Below are 17,986 nucleotides of genomic sequence, written 5' to 3'. Positions count from 1 at the left end.
CTTAAGGCAGTGGCGGGAAACTGTTGACCCAGCGGATATCCAGGGGTTCGCCCTGGTAGTCGAGTTTACCGATACGTTCCACGCTATCGGCAACCCTTAGGTATTTATCTTCCATGATGGCTTCGCTCAGCGGGATATCCTCTGAACTCAGGTAGCGCGCCTGCTTGTCCAGCAACGGCAGTTGCACATCATCGGCGCTGTAGAGATGGTAATTCTGCAGGAATTGCTGCACAGATTGCTGCCGATCCAGCTCGCCAAACACTTCAAGGGGCACCAACCAGGCACGTTCACCCGGGGTATAGTCGACAGAGTTCCATACCGGGCGACCATCACAATGCAGGTGACTGGGTATTTCCAGACCATAGAAATAACGGCGTATACCATCCTCGGTACTCAGTTGGTACTCGACTTGAGTCGTCATGCGCTCGTTAGGCTTTGCTTTCCAGACCAAAGCCGATGGCCCTTGTTTAAAATCGCCTTCAATTTGCAGCTGGCAGATACCGGCCCAGTCCTGCGGCAGAATCAGCTTGGCACCCTGTGGCGTATCGGCCTGAGTCGCAAAGCTGGCCGGATCAAAATCGACCGCCTCTTCGTCGGTATCATTGTAATAAAGGTAATGCTTGCCCATGGGAGGCAGAGTGTAATCGGCGGCAAAGGCCTCTCGGCTTACCCAGCGCACCTCACGGCTGAAACCGGCTTGTTGCTGATCCAAGATGGCATGGAAGGTTACCTCTGCTGCCGGCTTGGTCAATTTCACCCGAAAAAGTTGTTGGCCGCTAAACAGCAAACTGCGATCCATGCTGTTGAGCCACTCGGGGCCACCTTGCGGTGTCTGATAGCGGAACTCGCCTTCAAGCCCATCGAAAAACGGCACCAGATAACCATCGGCGCCACTGAAATGCAGCAGATACTCGCCCTCTTGCTGCGCTACCGGGGTAATAGTGAGTGTGCCACCGGCCAGCGCCAACTGCTGCTCCTGCCCAGACCGCCATTGGCTGGAAACCGATACCAACTCGAGTGGCGTATAGTCTGCCACGGCACTGAAGGAGGATATTTTTTCAAACTGGTTTCGCTGATCCCATCCCAGGGGCACAATCGCGGTGCTGGTGATTAGCGCACCACTCTCCCGATAGGGACCCAACTGGCTGAGTATGCTCCACTCCATTGCAATGGGTTTATCTTCGGCATCCAGCGCCTGCAGATCTCGGTAGCGGATTTCCCCCAAAACTTCTCTATCGACTTCGGTCAGCAAGAGTTCCAGTTGCAGATGTTCTGACTCGCCACGAAATGTGCCCTTGCCATATTGGAATAAGCTTTCGGCACTGAGCTCAAGCCCATCGGCTGGCTTGGGGGGCGATGCCATGATGGGGTTCCAGTTGTCCATATCATCGAAGGCGATTTGTTGCCTCAGATCGCCCACCTGATCGAGCAGATCCTTGCGCGACATCACTATCTGTATATGGTTGTTGCCTTGTTGGCCCATGGCGTCAATCTTGCTCTCCAGCACCAATACCATTTTCTGCAACCAACCACTCTCACGCGCCAGGCGCATATGACCATACAGGCGACTATCGCCGCTTTCGGCGGTCAACTCTGCGTCCACTATCTCCGGGGTCACCTTAGTGACCAATAGTTCCGTTTGCTGACCATTGAACCCCTCGAGTATCAGCTTACTGCCCTCTTTGGCGGGGATCTTTTGCAACACACCGGGAGTCTCCATCCCCTGAGTCAAATGCTCGATTAACTCAGGGCCCGAGCGTGCCAACATCTTTTGCCAGCTCTCTTCATCCTTGCCCTTAAATGCCAGTAATTTGCCGGAGTCTTTATCCAGGGTGATTTCAAAGCCGCTGGAAAACATCTGTTGCAACTCGGGCTCATCGTTTGCAGCGGTAAAACTACTGAAACTATTGCCGCCACCGGACATAGTCATAAACCTGGGCACCAGCTCCAGCTTTAGTGTCGGCGAGGTCTCAATCACCTCATAGTGCATCAAAGAGTTGCTGTACTGAGTAAATACCCGTCCGCCAATATCTATGTTGGCTTTTGTCTGCACCCAGTAATCGACTCGATCGCCTTGTTTAGGGTCAAATTCAACATGGGAATTGGGGGTACACGCGGATAAGAGCCATAACAGGCCGAAGAGGGAAAGATACTGCTTCATTTCATTCCTTGAAGAAGAACGCTGAAAAATTAGCGCCACATTATGCCAAATTAGAAGTCACAATTCTCCTGCTATTCGACCATATACGCCGTATCGAACTGAACCCCAAGACTACGACTAAAAACAAAAAACCAAGCCCCATGACTCTTGGCAGGTTTTCTCTCAGCCAGGCTTGAATAGAGTCTTTAAAAATAACCCAAAGCAGCTTAATTTTGCGATGTCCCGATGAAGGTACCAGGCGTTTCTTCTGTTAAAATCAACTCAATCTGAATGCTTGAAACCAATGAGGAACTTATGAACCCTATTATTGCCCTGCTGAAAGAGCACAATATCAGCGATGAACAAATAAGCAGCCTGTTCCAGAGCCTGACCGAAAATCCTCTGATGGCCATGGGTATCTTGGGTCAGTTGGGATTGCCACCGGAAAAGCTGCAGGGGTTGATGATGCAGGTGATGCAGAACCCAGCCCTGATCAAAGAAGCCGTGGAAGAACTGGGACTGGATTTTTCCAAGGTTGAAGCCGCCAAAGCACAAATGAACAAACCTGTTTAATCCTGTGCGCCCTCAAGGCCTGACTCACATGGCTTTGAGGGTCAATTTCATGCTCTGTCATGCATCAGGTATTAGGCTGATAAATTGGCAGAGCCATCAGCTCAGTTCGCTGCAACGCTTAGGAAGGTGCGAATAGGTCCTCGTGGCCTTCTCTTTTGTAGAGAGTGGCTTACACAGCAATTGGCGCTCAAGGCATCTGACTGAAGGCATGCCGGGGCATGTTGAAGTCGAATAACGCAGAGAGCCGGTTGCTGTGAAAGCCCCGAAGGGCGTGGCTTACAGATCTGTCTGCTGTGTTGTGCTTCTTGCAAAGGACTAGGGCCATTTGCTGCGAACCACGCCTTGCATCCAGGCCTGTAAGCCGACGCAGAGCACACATGGGACTTGTTCGCACCTTCCATTTTTGATAGTTCTCTGAAGCAATACCCGTATCAAGCGCCCGGCAATTTCTGCAATAACTTTGATGCCCGTCCGGATTGGCCGCGGTCACTCGTGCCGGCGTATTACCAAAATCAGTGGGATAGGGATGAAATATATGTTCCTCACCATGAGTCGTTGAACAGTTGGGACACGACTTAAACTTTCGGCCGCTTCCCGGCTCCTGCTTACGTAACATTCCGCTATTCAAACGCCCACCACAAAAGTTACAGCTCATCAGCTCTCTCCCTGTTATTAACTGATATTCAGCATGGCAAAACAGCTCACGCTGAGCAAAAGATAACCAAAGGTGTGTTGAAAGCCAATCTCTTATCTCTCCGTGATATTTTCCTAGCACAAGATTGAGACAAATCGTGTGCGTTTAACAAACACGCTACAAAACGCTACATCATTTGCCGTGCCACCCACTGAGTCGGCGTGCTTAAGTAGGTGCTCGGTCAATATTCGACCAAGGATGTATGGGTCGATGATCGAAAGCTGAATTTATCCCAATCATACAGGAGGTATTCCAGTGACAAGATCCCAGTGGTTCAAGCGTCTGTCGGCGCTATGTCTCGTCTCAGCCAGTTTGCTGCTGACACCCGCCGCGATAGCCCAAAAACATCTCAAACAAAATCTCAGTCAATTGACCAATCAAGCGTCCAGCATAGTCTCGGGCCAAGTGGTGTCTGTGACCGATGGCTTTGATGAGCGCAAACGCCCCTATACCCAGATAACCATTCGGGTAGGTATGGATGCCAAACACAAACATAAAGCAGGCAGCGAATATACCTTCCGCCAGTTTGGTTTGCTCAAGCCCCGCTCCATGGGTAATGGCAAAGTCTACCTGGGCGTATCACCCGAAGGGTTCGCCCGCTGGTCGGTTGGCGAGCAGGTAGTGGCCTTTATGAATCCGGATCTCGGTGCCGGCCTGACTTCTACCGTAGGGCTGGAACAAGGCAAATTCATTGTGCAAAACGGCAAAGTCAGCAATCAACTGGGCAACATAGGCCTGTTTGATGGCATGAACACTCAGTCGCTCAGCCCTGAAGAGCAGAGCCTTATCACCACGGCCGGTGCTGTGGATGCCGCCGCATTTATGTCTCTGGTTGGCAAACTGGTACAGGAGGCCAAATAATGAAGCTTTCAAGAATTGCCACTGCCTTACTTTTGGGCTCAGTCTCCTCTGCCGCGCTGGCCGGTGGCCCGCTGTATATTCACGAACCTACAATGCAGCCCTATAAGTGGGATACGTCCAAGGGGGCGATTCCCGTCTATACCGACGGCGGCCCTGTGATTAAAAACAAGGATGGCGTTGACGTACAAACCTTCACCGTTCTGGAAAAAGGGCTGGTGTTCAATCTCGACATTACACTGCCGGACGGCACTGTTATCCCGGCGGGTACTGTGTTAGACCGGGATTACACCTTCCTCAGCATAGCTCAAGCCAATGCCATTACCGCCAAGGCCGTTGGCGAATGGTCTGCGGTGGAAACCTCCACCTTTGAAATGTCGGTGCAGGGCACCATTGAACAACAAATCGGCATCAAAGATGTGAATCAAACCAATGTCGACCAGATCTATTCCGCCGTTAACGGCTATGGTTTCTGGGTCAACTATGACACCGACGGTCAGATCCTGGAACAGTATTTCGGTGTTCCACGCAGCCAGGTGCTGGGGATAGCCTTCCCCGAGTGGGCCGATGAAGAAACCGGTGAAATCCTCGAGGCTACTGCCTTGATGAACGGCTGGTATGTGGGTATAGATGACACAGAAGGCGAAATGATTGCCGGGGTATTTACCCATGAATTCGGCCACGCCCTCAACATGTCGCACTCCCAGGCCAATGGCCATCTCAGCTATATGTCAGCCTCATACAGCCCGCAATATGACGGAGTACCGGGTTGCGCCATCACCAATCAATACACCAGCGCCAGCCAGATAGCGCCGGACACTATTGAAACCATGTTCCCCTTCATCAATGTGTTAGGAGTTCAGGGTGCCGAGCAATCAACTGTTAATGTGCGCGACGATATAGTCAATCTGTCCGACCTCTATCCAACAGCGGAATATCGTTCAGGCTACGGCTCGATTTCCGGCACCTTGTACACCAAGGAAGGAGTGGACTATTCGGGCATGAACATGGTGGCCCGCAACCTGGATAACCCGCTGTACGATGTGGTCACTCAGCAGTCCGGCAACCTGACTCAAGGACTGGTAGGCCCGGATGGAAAGTTCACCATCAATGGATTGACTCCCGGCGGCCGCTATGTGCTCTATATGGAGACCATCAAGGCCGGTGGTTATCCTACCCGGCAAACCTCCCTCTTGTCAGAGGCCGAGTATTGGAACAGCAATGAAAGCAGCAATCCGGCCAGCGATAGCGCCTGTGATTTCACTCCTATCATTGCCGAAGCCGGAGTAACCAAGCAGGCAGATATCTATTTCAACGGCTATAGCGATGGCATCCAATATACCCCGTTGGTAAGCGCCTTTGTGCTGGATCATGCCAAGAACGGCAAACGTGCGATGGGGATAACCGGCACTACGCCTTTCCTCTATGACAGCACCAAGAAAGCCCTGTTCGAGCTGCACCCGGCCGGGAATGCCGTGGTTGCCGGACACGCCACCATGAACAAAAACGCCACCAAGGCCGGCGTCATGGCAGACTTCAGCGGCAACGGCATCAGCAATGCCGCCATCTGGGATCTGCGCAGCGACAAGTTGACCTCGCTTGGAGATCTCAACGGTAACAGCTGTGGTGGTTCGGGCCAGTCAGGCACCAACTCCAGCTATGTCTGGGATATGGACGATAGCGGCGACACAGTTGTCGGCACCGCCTATATGGATACTGACGGTAACGGCGCCTGCCAGAGTGCATTCAAAGACGAGATAGTACCCTTTATCTGGACCAAGAAAGCCGGTATGCAACAACTGCCTTACCAATTTGCCGACAAGGTTCAATGGCTACGTGCCGACAGGATAGCCGGCAACGGCAGTACCATTACCGGTACTTATGATGGCACCAGTCAGGTTGCCTGGGTCGATGGCCGCTTCCACGACACCTCGGCTGAATTTGGCGCCCAGGACTCCTCAGTGATCTCCAACGACGGTAACACAGTTGGCTTTGGTACCCGCACCGGAGTCACCCTGTGGCATACGGACTCGGGCCAACAGGAAAACATAGGCAGTCTGCGCTGGTGTGAGCAGGTACCTTTCAATCACTTCTTCCTGGGTAATCTGTGTGCCGAAGGTTGGGATCACGACAGCATCAGCGCCGAATTTGGCGTACCGCGTATGCTGCTGCTTGATGCCAGCGACGATCTGTCGATGATTACTGCTCGCTCCGGCAACCTGTTTACCGGTTTCAGTGGTGGTATCTACCTGGAAGGTTTGGGCTGGATGAGCACCAAGGAGTTCTTCGCCAAGCAGGGCGTTACCGAAGCCAAGGCACTGACCATAGATAACCCATTTGCCATCAGTGCCAACGGCTCTGAAATGATGGGTGGTATCGCAGGAGCAGTCTTGTCTATCGATGTCGATCTGAACAAGGCCTTTGTCTGCCATGATGGCCAGGATGTTCAGCTCAGCTTCCCTAAACAGGTGGTTGCTGCCGTTAAAGGCGGAGCCGAGTTTGGTCGCTGTGCCCACCTGAACGATTGATGCAAAGTTGAAGTGAGTCACTGCCAACGGGAGCCACAAGGCTCCCGTTTTTTACTGAAACCTATTGTGTGCTTGCAAAAAACCGACAAAGGCCATTCACAATATGTCATTTCGCGCCGTCCCGAAACGTACCATAAGCGCGCGCTGACTCTGTCACTTCTGACTATAAAGCGTATTCTTTGCTTTGATTGGCCCATTACAGAAACCGGCTTCCCCTGCCAACTGCCGGTATAACCCAGCATATTGCGCACCGAGATCACCTCGCGGGCATCATCGAGAAAGTGCTCGGCAATGTAGTTGGCCCACCAAGAATCGCCGGGCATGATAACTGTCTTGGCAAAATCGCCTTTGGCGCCGTTGGCATGTGCTGCCATAAGCTGTTTCTCGGATAAAAACTGGCCCGAGTCTACCGGTGACGCCAAAAAAGCCTTGAGAACAAAAGTCCGCTTGCGGGGATTTATTGACCAAAATGCCACACTCCTCTCAGCCAACTACACGGCTATTTTAAGGTAGGCTCAGAGCCGAGTCGGCACTATAAACTTTGCAAACGGCGCCAGCGCTGCTTCAGCCCCTTGTGATTGCTGCGCACCAGCTTCCAGCGTTCACAGGCATTGAAACAGGCATAGTCGCCAATGGCCCTGGTAAGCTCGGCCAGCAACACATCATCCAAAGGCCGGTTGGCATACTCGGGCTCCAACACCAGGTTTTGCAACAACAGGCATTGGCGCAGCCGGTCGGCCTTGACATCGACCCGGCCGATAAACTGCTGGCGCCAGAGGATGGCCAGGCTGAAATAGCCGTAGACCCGCTTTTCCTGCGGCAGGTACACTTCCAGTTGATAGTCAAAGCCAAACCATTGCTTTAAGCGGTTACGTTGAATAACCAGATTATCGAAGGGATTGAGCAGCCAGACCCGCTCCGGGATCTTGGGCACCGCGCTCAGCTCTGCCGGGCAGAAATACTGCTGACCATCGACCTTGAACCGCTGCAGTTCACCGGCCTCCAGCCCTTGGTCCAACACCCGCTTGATAACCGGCCGCATGCCTTTTCGCAGATAGGCAAACTGGGCCTCTGAGCCAAAACCGTTGGCATTGAGAAAGCGGTTCACCAGATACCGGCCAAACTCCTCATCGTCAGGCTCCCTGGTATCTATGCCCGGCGGGAGCACTCGCTCGGCCAAATCATAAACCTTTTGAAACCGCTCACGCCGCAGCACCATTAACTCGCCGCGCATAAACAGCTGTTCCAGCGCCTTCTTGGCCGGTTTCCAGTCCCACCAACTGCCACGTTGATCACTTGAGTGTTCAAAATCACTGGCCTTGAGCGGCCCCTCGGCGCGCACTCTGGCAAGCACTTCCCGCATCAAGGGCTCGTCCGGTTCAAACCAGTGTTTATCCCCCTGACTCAGTTGCCGTTTGCGCTGCAGGCTGTACCTGTAGTCACTCATGGGCAGATAGGCCGCAGCGTGAGCCCAGTACTCGAACACCTCCTTATCGGCCATAGCCTGTTGCAGCTGTTCGGGGTGATAACCGGGCAACCGATTGTGCAGCACATGGTGATGGGCCCGCTCGACCACATTGATGGAATCTATCTGGATATAGCCCAACTGACGGATCACGGCCGCCGCCGATGCCGCCGGTTGCAACAAGCCCTGGCGCTGCAGATTGAGCCTGAGCCATTCATCGATAGTCAATGGTCCATACAAGGGTGTATCCATGGTGCCTGGCTCCCGATAACCTTGGTTTAGCGTGGCGCTATGATGACAGCTCAATGCCGTTGCCAATGCGAGTAATCAGTTTGCCCTTTTCATGGCTTTCGAAGCAAATTTGCACTTCAGTTCACAAAAAAAACGGTTTTGTTCATGGCCGGAGTTGAATGGAAAGCCGGTTTATGCGCATATAGCTGCAACCTTTATTAGAATCGACAATAACCAAGGTACATTATGAGCTCACCTTCCTCTGCACGCTGGCCGCGGCAGATCCCTTTTATCATTGCCAGTGAAGCCTGCGAGCGCTTCAGTTTTTACGGCATGCGCAATATTCTGACTCCCTTCCTGATGACGGCTCTGCTGCTGTCAGTGCCGGAAGAACTGCGTCAGGGCGAAGCCAAAGATGTGTTCCACTCCTTTGTGATCGGGGTGTATTTCTTCCCCCTCTTAGGGGGCTGGCTGGCCGACCGTTTCTTCGGTAAATACCACACCATTTTGTGGCTTAGCATAGTCTACGTGATTGGCCATGCCTTCCTGGCGATTTTCGAAACCAGCAAAACCGGCTTCTATTCGGGCCTGTTTCTGATAGCCCTGGGGTCGGGCGGCATCAAACCGCTGGTATCCTCTTTCATGGGCGATCAGTTCGATCAGAGCAATAAGTCGTTGGCGCAAAAAGCCTTCGATATGTTCTATTTCACCATCAACTTCGGCTCCTTCTTCGCCTCGCTGTCGATGCCGCTGCTGCTGAAATTCTTCGGCCCTTCGGTGGCCTTCGGTATCCCAGGGGTATTGATGTTTATCGCCACGGTATTCTTCTGGGGCGGCCGTAAACGTTACGTCCACCAGCAACCCGAGCCCAAAGATCCACACGGCTTCCTACCTGTGCTCAAGAGCGCCATCTTCACCCCCGTACCCGGCAAGGCCAATACAGGTTTGCTGCTAAGTGCCATAGGTATACTGCTGGCGCTGTTTTCCCTCACCCAATACAACAGCCTTGGAGTGGTAACAGCGCTATGTCTGGCAATGGTGCTCTTGATGGGCTTTGTCGGCGTAGGCGCCTCCATGCAGCTTGAGCGGGCCCGCAATCAACACCCGCTCGAGGCAGTGGACGGAGTGCGCGCCGTATTTCGCATCTTAATCCTGTTTGCCCTGGTCACCCCCTTCTGGTCGCTGTTCGATCAAAAGGCTTCCACCTGGATTTTACAGGCCAACGACATGGTCAAGCCGGATTGGTTTGAGCCGGCCATGATGCAAGCTCTCAACCCACTGCTGGTTATGCTGCTGATCCCCTTCAATAACTTTGTGCTCTACCCCATGCTGGAGCGCAATGGCGTGCGCCTCAATGCCCTGCGTAAAATGGGGGCGGGTATCGCCTTCTCCGGCCTTTCCTGGATAGTGATAGGCAGCATTCAGTTGATGATGGATGGCGGCACCCCCATGTCCATCACCTGGCAAGTACTGCCTTATGCACTGCTGACTTTCGGTGAAGTACTGGTTTCTGCCACCGGATTGGAGTTTGCATACAGCCAGGCACCCAAGTCGATGAAAGGCAGCATCATGAGTTTCTGGACCCTATCGGTCACTGTGGGCAACCTCTGGGTGCTATTAGCCAACGCCAGCGTCAAGAGCGATGCCGTGACCAATCAGATTGCCGAAACCGGCCTGAGTGTCACCGCCTTCCAGATGTTCTTCTTCGCCGGCTTCGCCCTGCTGGCCGCCTTGGTGTTTGCGCTCTATGCCCGCTCTTACACCATGCAGGATCATTATCGGGCAGTGGAACCGCAACAGGCTTAAGGCGTTTGCCGCCAACCTGAGCGGTAAAATCTCCTTGATTTAAAAACCCCAAAGACCCAACGTGAGTTGGGTCTTTTCATTAATGATAATAACCGCCGGAAACCAAGTTATTCCCTCCCCCGAACGCGGCGCTGCCAAGAACAACTTTTACACAGACAATCCTGTGCCTGGGTATTGGTTAAGCTGCAGCTCATCACCTGCAGTGAGGATGGGCAGGAAGCCCGAATGCAGTGAAGAATAGGATGTTCGAGAACGGCCTTTCGCACAGGCGATTCTGTAACACGGCGAGTGTTGCGTAGCAACGTGCTTTCAAGTACTGCCGTTATGCATGGATGCATTTGCTCCACGACTTTAGGCCGCTGGCACAGCGGCTAGCATGGCTTCCAGCTAAAAGTATCTAAGCTAATATTGCCCGAGCTTCCGGCGATGGATGTTGCTCATTGCCTGCCGCCGGCTTATGCATAGGCGATCCTGTGACATGGCGAGAGTTGCACAGCAACGTGCTTTCGAGCGCGAGCCAGGGACGGTGAGCCGGCCGTTAAACAGGGACGTTATTCAAGTACATCCCTTATCTCCATGGATGGAGTGTATGCCAACATTTGTCTGGAACAAATGCGGTAGTCGCCTCGCCATCCCTGGCTCGGAAGGTCACAGTTCCGCCTATGCCTGGAAAATAGGCGTATGTCTGTAGGTATATAAGCAATTTCAAGCAACGCTATGATTGCAGAATTGCACCGACTTTCCCCCTCGGTGTCGCCGAAAACTGTTGGCGCAAATAACGTGGCTGAAACATGGATGCCGAATCAGCGCCCAATCTCCCTGGGTGCAGCCTCATTAGTCTCTATCGCGAACAGAGTTTTGCTCCAGTAAACAAAGCCTCCCCGTGGCAAAAGGTTGCGACTGAGGTAAAATAACCCATCTTTTGTCGGCGGCATCTCATACTTGCATGACTCCACAGCGGCTTTACCTCTCAAGCACAGTCTTTTTTGCTGCTTGCTGCTGCCCCGCCGCCGGCTCGCATTCTCCCGGAAACAGGCAGATAACAATAACCCCGCCTGCCGGACTTAGCCTTAAACCCTACACCCAGAGGAATACTCGTCATGAGTCTTGCTGATTCCGTTCTAGCCATAAACAATGATTTGCCTATCCGCACCGACAAGCCGGTTCACAGCGGAAAAGTGCGCAGTGTCTACTGGTTGACCGAGGCCGACAGCGCCAGATTGATCCGCGAAAAGGGCTATGATGTGCCCGCCGATACTCCGCTGGCGATCATGGTGATCTCGGATCGTATCTCCGCCTTCGATTGCATCTTCCACGGCGAAGAAGATCTCAAAGGGATCCCGGGCAAAGGGGCGGCACTCAACGCCATCTCCAACCACTGGTTCAGCCTGTTCAAGGAAAAAGGGCTGGCCGACAGCCATATTCTCGACATTCCCCATCCCTTCGTGTGGATAGTACAAAAGGCTCGCCCGATAAAGGTGGAGGCCATTATTCGCCGCTATATTACCGGATCCATGTGGCGCGCCTATCAAAAGGGTGAGCGGGTATTTTGCGGCATCACGCTGCCGGAAGGATTACAAAAGGATCAGCAGTTGCCCGAGTTACTGATCACCCCATCGACCAAGGGCATACTCAAGGGGATCCCTGGGGTGCCGGAGCAGGATGATGTCAACATCAGCCGCGCAGATATCGAGGCCAACTTCGAGGCCTTTGGCTTTGAAAAGCCTGAAGATATCGATCTGTACGAAAAGCTGCTCAAGCAGGGATTCGAAGTCATTTCCGAGGCGCTGGCACAGCAAGATCAGATCTTTGTCGATACCAAGTTCGAATTTGGCTATGTCACTGACAAACAAGGCCAATCCAAGCTTATCTATATGGATGAAGTGGGAACCCCGGACTCTTCACGTATTTGGGATGGCAGCGCCTACCGTGACGGCAAGATCCTCGAGAACTCCAAAGAAGGTTTCCGTCAATTCCTGCTCAACCACTTCCCGGATCCGGATATCCTGTTGAACAAGGACAGAATGCCGGAACGTGAAGCCCTGGCCCGCGACAACGACCTGCCACTGGAGGCCATGATGAATGTCTCGCGTACCTACACAGGTATTGCCGAGAAAGTCACCGGAACCAAGATTACTCTCTCGGATAATCCCAAGGCAGAAATCATCCGAGTGCTCAAGGAACAATACAGCCTGGTGGACTAAAGCATTCTGCCGCGGCTGCTGATGAGGCAGTTTCCCGTTAAGCATAAAGCCCAGAATGTTATTACTTGTGGTTGGTAGCATATAAAAAGATCTATTCATTTAGGTCTTTTTTATATCAATTGACCTTTACCCCGAATTTAAGACAACCACCACCGCCATAGGCAGTGGTTTGGGGTGACAATAGAAAATAATATATCTCAGTATATTCTTCATTAGCTCTCCAGATTGACAAATTAAAACCTCAACTTTATGAATCAATTCATCAACAATTTGAAAACCTAAATTTAAATAGCCACTTAATTTTTATCACAAATTAAATCATGAGTACTACACTGAACCGTCTAACCCGTTTATTCAATCAAATATCTAAGCTAAAAATTAATTCAATTTCATCATCAAGTCTTCTGCCCGTTGGTGTAAACCCAAGCTTTTGGTAAATATAGAGAGCATTCCCTTCCTCTTTATCCATTGTGGTTAGCGACACGCCTTTTAAACCAACAATGGAAGCGTATCGCTTGCTGAAGTTAATCGCGTGACTCCCCAATCCCTTTCCTTGAAAACGATGGTCAATCATGACACGCCACACGTACAAATGATCCTTTTGAAAGTGATCATCGAACTTATCGAGTAATCTTGGATCGATAAGAGAGATGAGCCCTGCTGGCTTGTCGTCTAAATAAATGCCGTAGCTGACACTATCGTCGTTAAAACTCGCCTCTGCAAGCCATTCTGCGTTACTAGCAATAAGATGCTTTTGAAGCTCTCCCACTGTAAGGTCAATAATGTCATCGATGGTGTTACCGTTTATTTTTAAAAAGCTAACGTTATTCATGGTTATCTTCCTTGGATAGGTATTTATCTAAAATTATTTTTGCAATGTATAGATCTTGATAGGCAATTCCTGAGCTATCAAAAATAGTAATGTCGTTTTCGTTCCTTTCTTTTAATTGAAGCTTGTCGCAGATCTGATATATCTCTTTATCTGGTGCATGCTGGAACTCACCAATTGTTTTGGACTGAGGTAAATAGTCACAGTAGAGGATGGCATTCTCAAATAGTGATGGCGGCAGTTCTTGTTTTCCTACTTTATCTGCTCCCATTGCAGAAATATGAGTTCCAGGCTTTATCCACGACGATTCAAACAAAGGGGCGGTGGATGCTGTGACGGTAACAATAATATCTGCGCTTTCACAGGCTTCTTGAGCAGTCTTGATATCAGTTGTTAAACCTTCATTGCTTAGCTCTTGCGCCAGTTGGTTAGCGCTAGTCTGATTTCTACCAATAATCAGCACTTTAGATAGGTTCCTAACTTTTGAAATGGCAAGCGCTTCATATTTAGCCTGATGACCCGTGCCAAATAACGCTAGTACCGTTGAATCTTGTCTCGCCAATAGATCAACTGCGATGGCATCGGCTGCAGCGGTTCGATAGGCATTAACCAAACTTGCTGACAAAATGGCTTTCATTTCTCCCGTATCAGGTGAGAGAAGAAAGATATGAGTACCATGGTTTGGTAGCCCAGATTGATTATTGTAAGGCCAATAACTTCCCATTTTCCAACCAAGCAATTGATCTGTACGTGCTGATTTGAGTGAAAACATTGAGCCTTCTATCGGGCCTGATGCGTTAACCACTGAAAATATTGATGAGTGCTGCTCTTGTACTGCGGAAAAGGCCGCTTTGACTGCTTTGTATGCCAGTTCGTGAGTAATTAACGCTGCGGTTGTTTTTTCATCTAAATAAAGCATGTTACCACCCTGAGATACGTTGCCATTGTTCAATTTGCCCCTCGACCAAGTCAAAGACATGGTATTGACGGTGCATTGCGCTTGTAGAGCATGCATGATTTGGGACTATGTGTACTCGAGAACCAATGGGAAAACATTCGAAGTCAATCTCGCTTCCAGAAGCCGCTTCGAGTATGCCGTGCTCTTGATTTACCTGCACGACTTTCAGTATTTTACTCTCTTGACCATTCGGTTGGAGAACCACGCCATAACATTGTTCTTCATGGCCTTTATCTAAAGAAAGAGCCATCCAACCAGCATCAACAAATATTTGTCCCCTTGATTTATTGTGTCCAATAACACTACTTACTACTGAGATTGCTATATCGTTTAAGGTACACACTCCAAGCTGATGCATCACCAAATCAAACAACGAATAGACACCAGCTCTGACCTCTGTAATTCCACTTGTGTTTGTGTATGAACATGCCGTTGGGGTAGACCCTATGCTGACTATTTCGCAATGAACCCCCACTAATTCGAGGCGTTTCGCTGCAAGTTGTGCAGTCGCTACTTCATTACTGGCTGATTGGTTTAGCGCTTCTTGAGACGAACAGTGGTAAGATTCGCCTGCGTGAAGCATCACACCTTTAAAATCGGCAAAACCTTTATCTAAGCTCTTAGCCATAGCAATCAAGGCTTCGGAATCTGCACTGACGCCACCTCGGTGTCCGTCACAATCAATCTCTATAAGACAGCTAATGACACACTCATGTTCCTGAGAGTAGGTGTTAACAAAATCGACTTGTTCCATGCTATCAAGTAACACCACAATGCTAATGCCACGTTTCAGTAACTGCTCGACTCGTAATAGCTTTTCTTGTGATATACCAACTGCATAGAGAATGTCTTTACAACCATAATTAGCAAGCTGTTCTGCTTCCTCAAGGGTAGATACAGTGATTGGGTCCTCTAGAGAGTCAATTAAGTAAGGAAGCGCATCTAACGACTTTACCGTTTTAAAGTGAGGTCTTAGTAACGTGCCCAGTTTCGAAATATGACTGCACATTTGCGTGAGATTGTTTAAAAACTTTTGTTTGTCCAGGTAGAGAAATGGTGTGCCGATGGCATTGTATTGCTTTTCTAAATCAGGGTGTTCTGTATGTTTAATCATTTCATTTACCTAAGCTCGAAAATTGCAGTTCAATGTCGATGAAATAATTATGAGATAGGAGAAATTTGAATTATATTAACAAAAATCTACTTATAGATTAGGTTGAAAGTTAATGTTGACGACAGAAGATATTCGATTTCTTGTGGTAGTGTCTAACCATAGAACATTGGCAGATGCAGCTCGTGCGCTCAATATAACGCCTCCATCAGTCACTCAGCGTATTCAACATATCGAAAAGAAGCTATCACTTAAGTTACTTCAACGACCTTCGCGTGTGGTTAGCCTAACAGAAGAAGGGCGCGTCTTAATCGATACCGGTATTTCGATCCTTGAGGACTTGGATGAACTCATCGATAAGCTCAATGAAAGCAGAGGGGATGTCAGTGGTCGTCTACAAGTTTTGGCGCCCCTTGGCTTTGGCAACGATGTGATAGCCCCTTTATTAGGTGAGTATAAACAAGCTCATCCGCGCCTAGAGGTGGAGTTAGAATTGTCAGACAACCCAAACTGGGCAAACCATCATAAATGGGACATTATCATCTACATTGGCCACTTAGCGGATTCCAGCCTTAAGATGGTGAGCTTGGCCCCAAACAAACGCTTTGTTTGCGCTTCGCCGGAGTATCTATCTCGTCATGGACAGCCTAAGACTCCGCAAGATCTTAAGAAGCATCAATGTATTGCCTTGAGAGAGAATAATGAAGATGTCACGCTGTGGAGCTTTACTCATGCAGTGACAGGGGCCATAGAAAGTATTCGTATTCGCCCTTCTCTTGCAAGTAATGAGGGCAGAGTGATTAAAGACTGGGCGTTACAAGGCTTGGGGATCATCATGCGATCCGAATGGGACATTCAATCACAGATTGATAGTGGTAAATTAGTGCGGCTATTACCTGATTACGAGCTTCCAAATGCCGATATTGTTGCCCTAGTGACTTCTGCTGCGCATGAGAGGTCGGCGCGAGTCACTGGCTTTTTATCTCTACTAAAAGATCAATGCCAAAAGGCGCCGTGGTTAAATCGATAGTAAGTTGGTTATCGGAGTTTTGTACTACAAACCTAATTTTTTTTACAATGATGATTCATCAAAGTAGAACAAAAATTCTAACCAGTTAATGCCCACAACTAAGTTAGCTATTCAACTAACTCATTGTGGATTAATCTTTATTACCTTTTGGCAGTGACCTTTACCCCGAATCTAGGGAATCCCCAGGTAATTCCCTTTTTATTCAATTCAGTAGACACGCATGGTGTTGATTTATCTAATTGATTTCGCCAAAAACTACCAGATCCAACACCATGCGTGATGTCCACATCTTACACGATTTACTCAAAAAGCAATGCCCGCAAATACATCAAAAACGGCTTAATTCTCTGATGGTTGCTACAGAAGCGTTACTTGGTCGCAATATCTCTGGTGCGGTGGCGCCAAAGCACAACATCAAACGGATAGACAGGCTACTCGGCAACCCGCATCTACACTCTGATAAATTCGCTATTTATCAATGGCATGCAAAGTTACTCTGTGCAGCTAATCCCATGCCGGTAATCCTCATTGATTGGTCTGATGTCCGTGAACAACTGCGGATGATGACATTGCGAGCCTCTGTCAGTGTGCAAGGGCGCGCGGTTACCCTGTATGAGCGTACTTTCAAGTTTGCCGACTACAATGCTCCCCGAAGCCATAACGCCTTCTTGGCTGAGTTGGCACAGGTGCTGCCGTCCCATGTGTGTCCACTGATTGTCACCGATGCGGGTTACCGCAATACCTGGTTTCGGGAGGTGGAACGATATGGTTGGTTTTGGCTTGGCCGTGTCCGTGGGAATGTCGGCTTTCTCCTGGCCAATCATGCCCAATGGCAGTCGAATAAGTCGCTTTATCCCTCCGCCACGGCGAAAGCCCGACATATTGGTTACGTAAAACTGGGACGAAAATCGCCTATGTGCTGTCATTTACATCTGTACAAGGCTGCGCCGAAATATCGAGCCGACAAGCGCTCATCCAAAGCAGGACGCAATCATACGGCACAACAAAGTTACCGTCTTGGCAGTAAAGAGCCTTGGTTACTGGCAACCAACTTGCCTACGGAGGCGTTCTCGTCAACGCAGGTGGTCAAACTTTATGCCAGACGGATGCAGATAGAAGAAACCTTTCGCGACCTCAAAAGTCCCCAATACGGCATGGGACTCAGGCAAAGCCGCAGTCGTTGTCCACGCCGTTATGATGTGTTGTTGCTGATAGCTTTGTTGGCAGAAATCCTGCTTTGGTGCATCGGTCTGGCTGCCAGGCATCTGGGATGGCAGCGGAGGTTTCAAGCCAATACGATACGTGACAGAAACGTGCTATCTGTGCTCAGACTCGGCAAAGAAGTGAGACGACGTCCGGAATACTCAATCAAAGAATCGCATTTTCGCTGGGCTTGGGGTGAATTTCTTAAACTGGTTAACACCTCTGGGAGGCCCGAATTTAAGACCATGACATTGATGAGATTTCCAATACACTAGAGCCAATGGAGATCTCAACATGAAGAAACGTTACACCGAAGAACAATCATCAAGGCCATCAAACAGCATGAGGCACCAGCG

12 protein-coding genes and 1 pseudogene are annotated in these 17,986 nt (G+C 50.1%); 7 read left to right on the top strand and 6 right to left on the bottom strand.

Going from position 1 to position 17,986, the window contains the following annotated elements; translation table 11 throughout:
* Position 1: 1 nt before the first annotated feature.
* On the bottom strand, positions 2-2,161 hold the full coding sequence (locus tag AYI96_RS02160) for a hypothetical protein (RefSeq protein ID WP_039034115.1): 2,160 nt from the start codon (positions 2,159-2,161) through the stop codon (positions 2-4).
* A gap of 294 nt (positions 2,162-2,455) precedes the next feature.
* Between AYI96_RS02160 and AYI96_RS02155 the strand changes: the two genes are divergently transcribed.
* From AYI96_RS02155 to AYI96_RS02140, 3 genes are all read left to right on the top strand, one after another.
* Positions 2,456-2,713, top strand: coding sequence for a DUF2999 family protein (locus tag AYI96_RS02155; RefSeq protein WP_039034164.1), 258 nt, complete (start codon positions 2,456-2,458; stop codon positions 2,711-2,713).
* 949 nt (positions 2,714-3,662) lie between these two features.
* Positions 3,663-4,268 carry a hypothetical protein gene (locus tag AYI96_RS02145; protein WP_052248059.1) on the top strand — a complete coding sequence of 202 codons (606 nt, stop codon included), beginning with the start codon at positions 3,663-3,665 and terminating at the stop codon, positions 4,266-4,268.
* Complete coding sequence (locus AYI96_RS02140) at positions 4,268-6,793, top strand: hypothetical protein (protein ID WP_144360904.1); 2,526 nt, start codon at positions 4,268-4,270, stop codon at positions 6,791-6,793. Before AYI96_RS02145 ends, AYI96_RS02140 begins: the two co-directional genes overlap by 1 nt.
* Positions 6,794-6,984: 191 nt before the next feature.
* On the opposite strand, the pseudogene deoD reads toward AYI96_RS02140, so the two are convergent.
* Positions 6,985-7,167: pseudogene (deoD, locus tag AYI96_RS02135) on the bottom strand (purine-nucleoside phosphorylase); the annotation flags it as partial.
* A gap of 158 nt (positions 7,168-7,325) precedes the next feature.
* Complete coding sequence (locus AYI96_RS02130) at positions 7,326-8,498, bottom strand: winged helix-turn-helix domain-containing protein (RefSeq protein ID WP_409928936.1); 1,173 nt, start codon at positions 8,496-8,498, stop codon at positions 7,326-7,328.
* A 237-nt stretch (positions 8,499-8,735) separates the two neighbouring features.
* Here AYI96_RS02130 and AYI96_RS02125 point away from each other — a divergent pair, with 237 nt between their 5' ends.
* Both AYI96_RS02125 and AYI96_RS02120 read left to right on the top strand, forming a co-directional pair.
* The gene (locus tag AYI96_RS02125) at positions 8,736-10,295 is read left to right on the top strand and encodes an oligopeptide:H+ symporter (RefSeq protein ID WP_039034112.1); all 1,560 of its coding nucleotides are present in this window, start codon (positions 8,736-8,738) and stop codon (positions 10,293-10,295) included.
* A gap of 1,100 nt (positions 10,296-11,395) precedes the next feature.
* Positions 11,396-12,499 carry a phosphoribosylaminoimidazolesuccinocarboxamide synthase gene (locus tag AYI96_RS02120; RefSeq protein ID WP_144360902.1) on the top strand — a complete coding sequence of 368 codons (1,104 nt, stop codon included), beginning with the start codon at positions 11,396-11,398 and terminating at the stop codon, positions 12,497-12,499.
* A 358-nt stretch (positions 12,500-12,857) separates the two neighbouring features.
* Here the strand turns inward: AYI96_RS02120 and AYI96_RS02115 are convergent, their stop codons facing one another.
* The 3 genes from AYI96_RS02115 to AYI96_RS02105 are packed head-to-tail and all read right to left on the bottom strand — an operon-like array spanning position 12,858 to position 15,400.
* On the bottom strand, positions 12,858-13,331 hold the full coding sequence (locus AYI96_RS02115; protein ID WP_144360901.1) for a GNAT family N-acetyltransferase: 474 nt from the start codon (positions 13,329-13,331) through the stop codon (positions 12,858-12,860).
* Positions 13,324-14,247 (bottom strand): ornithine cyclodeaminase family protein, encoded by a 924-nt coding sequence (locus AYI96_RS02110; RefSeq protein ID WP_144360900.1) that lies wholly within the window; start codon positions 14,245-14,247, stop codon positions 13,324-13,326. The genes AYI96_RS02115 and AYI96_RS02110 overlap by 8 nt, the downstream gene beginning before the upstream one ends.
* Position 14,248: 1 nt before the next feature.
* Positions 14,249-15,400 (bottom strand): alanine racemase, encoded by a 1,152-nt coding sequence (locus tag AYI96_RS02105; RefSeq protein ID WP_144360899.1) that lies wholly within the window; start codon positions 15,398-15,400, stop codon positions 14,249-14,251.
* 112 nt (positions 15,401-15,512) lie between these two features.
* On the opposite strand from AYI96_RS02105, the gene AYI96_RS02100 reads away from it, so the two are divergent.
* Both AYI96_RS02100 and AYI96_RS02095 read left to right on the top strand, forming a co-directional pair.
* A complete protein-coding gene (locus tag AYI96_RS02100) occupies positions 15,513-16,427 on the top strand; it encodes a LysR family transcriptional regulator (RefSeq protein WP_144360898.1) in 915 nt (304 codons plus the stop codon).
* Between the two features lie 272 nt (positions 16,428-16,699).
* Entirely contained in the window at positions 16,700-17,905 is a 1,206-nt protein-coding gene (locus tag AYI96_RS02095) for an IS4 family transposase (RefSeq protein WP_144360897.1), read from the top strand.
* The last annotated feature ends 81 nt before the right edge of the window (positions 17,906-17,986 follow it).

Origin of the sequence: Shewanella sp. MSW (assembly GCF_007636515.1) — a bacterium.
Lineage (GTDB): Bacteria > Pseudomonadota > Gammaproteobacteria > Enterobacterales > Shewanellaceae > Shewanella > Shewanella indica.
The sequence above is the reverse complement of the archived record's forward strand: the minus strand, read 5'-3'. Positions and strand labels throughout refer to the sequence as shown.

Excerpts from the sequence above, each read along its gene's own strand:
- AYI96_RS02160 (WP_039034115.1), bottom strand. The coding sequence starts at position 2,161 with ATGAAGCAGTATCTTTCCCTCTTCGGCCTGTTATGGCTCTTATCCGCG.
- AYI96_RS02155 (WP_039034164.1), top strand. The coding sequence starts at position 2,456 with ATGAACCCTATTATTGCCCTGCTGAAAGAGCACAATATCAGCGATGAA.
- AYI96_RS02140 (WP_144360904.1), top strand. The coding sequence starts at position 4,268 with ATGAAGCTTTCAAGAATTGCCACTGCCTTACTTTTGGGCTCAGTCTCC.
- AYI96_RS02125 (WP_039034112.1), top strand. The coding sequence starts at position 8,736 with ATGAGCTCACCTTCCTCTGCACGCTGGCCGCGGCAGATCCCTTTTATC.
- AYI96_RS02120 (WP_144360902.1), top strand. The coding sequence starts at position 11,396 with ATGAGTCTTGCTGATTCCGTTCTAGCCATAAACAATGATTTGCCTATC.
- AYI96_RS02115 (WP_144360901.1), bottom strand. The coding sequence starts at position 13,331 with ATGAATAACGTTAGCTTTTTAAAAATAAACGGTAACACCATCGATGAC.
- AYI96_RS02110 (WP_144360900.1), bottom strand. The coding sequence starts at position 14,247 with ATGCTTTATTTAGATGAAAAAACAACCGCAGCGTTAATTACTCACGAA.
- AYI96_RS02105 (WP_144360899.1), bottom strand. The coding sequence starts at position 15,400 with ATGATTAAACATACAGAACACCCTGATTTAGAAAAGCAATACAATGCC.
- AYI96_RS02100 (WP_144360898.1), top strand. The coding sequence starts at position 15,513 with ATGTTGACGACAGAAGATATTCGATTTCTTGTGGTAGTGTCTAACCAT.
- AYI96_RS02095 (WP_144360897.1), top strand. The coding sequence starts at position 16,700 with ATGCGTGATGTCCACATCTTACACGATTTACTCAAAAAGCAATGCCCG.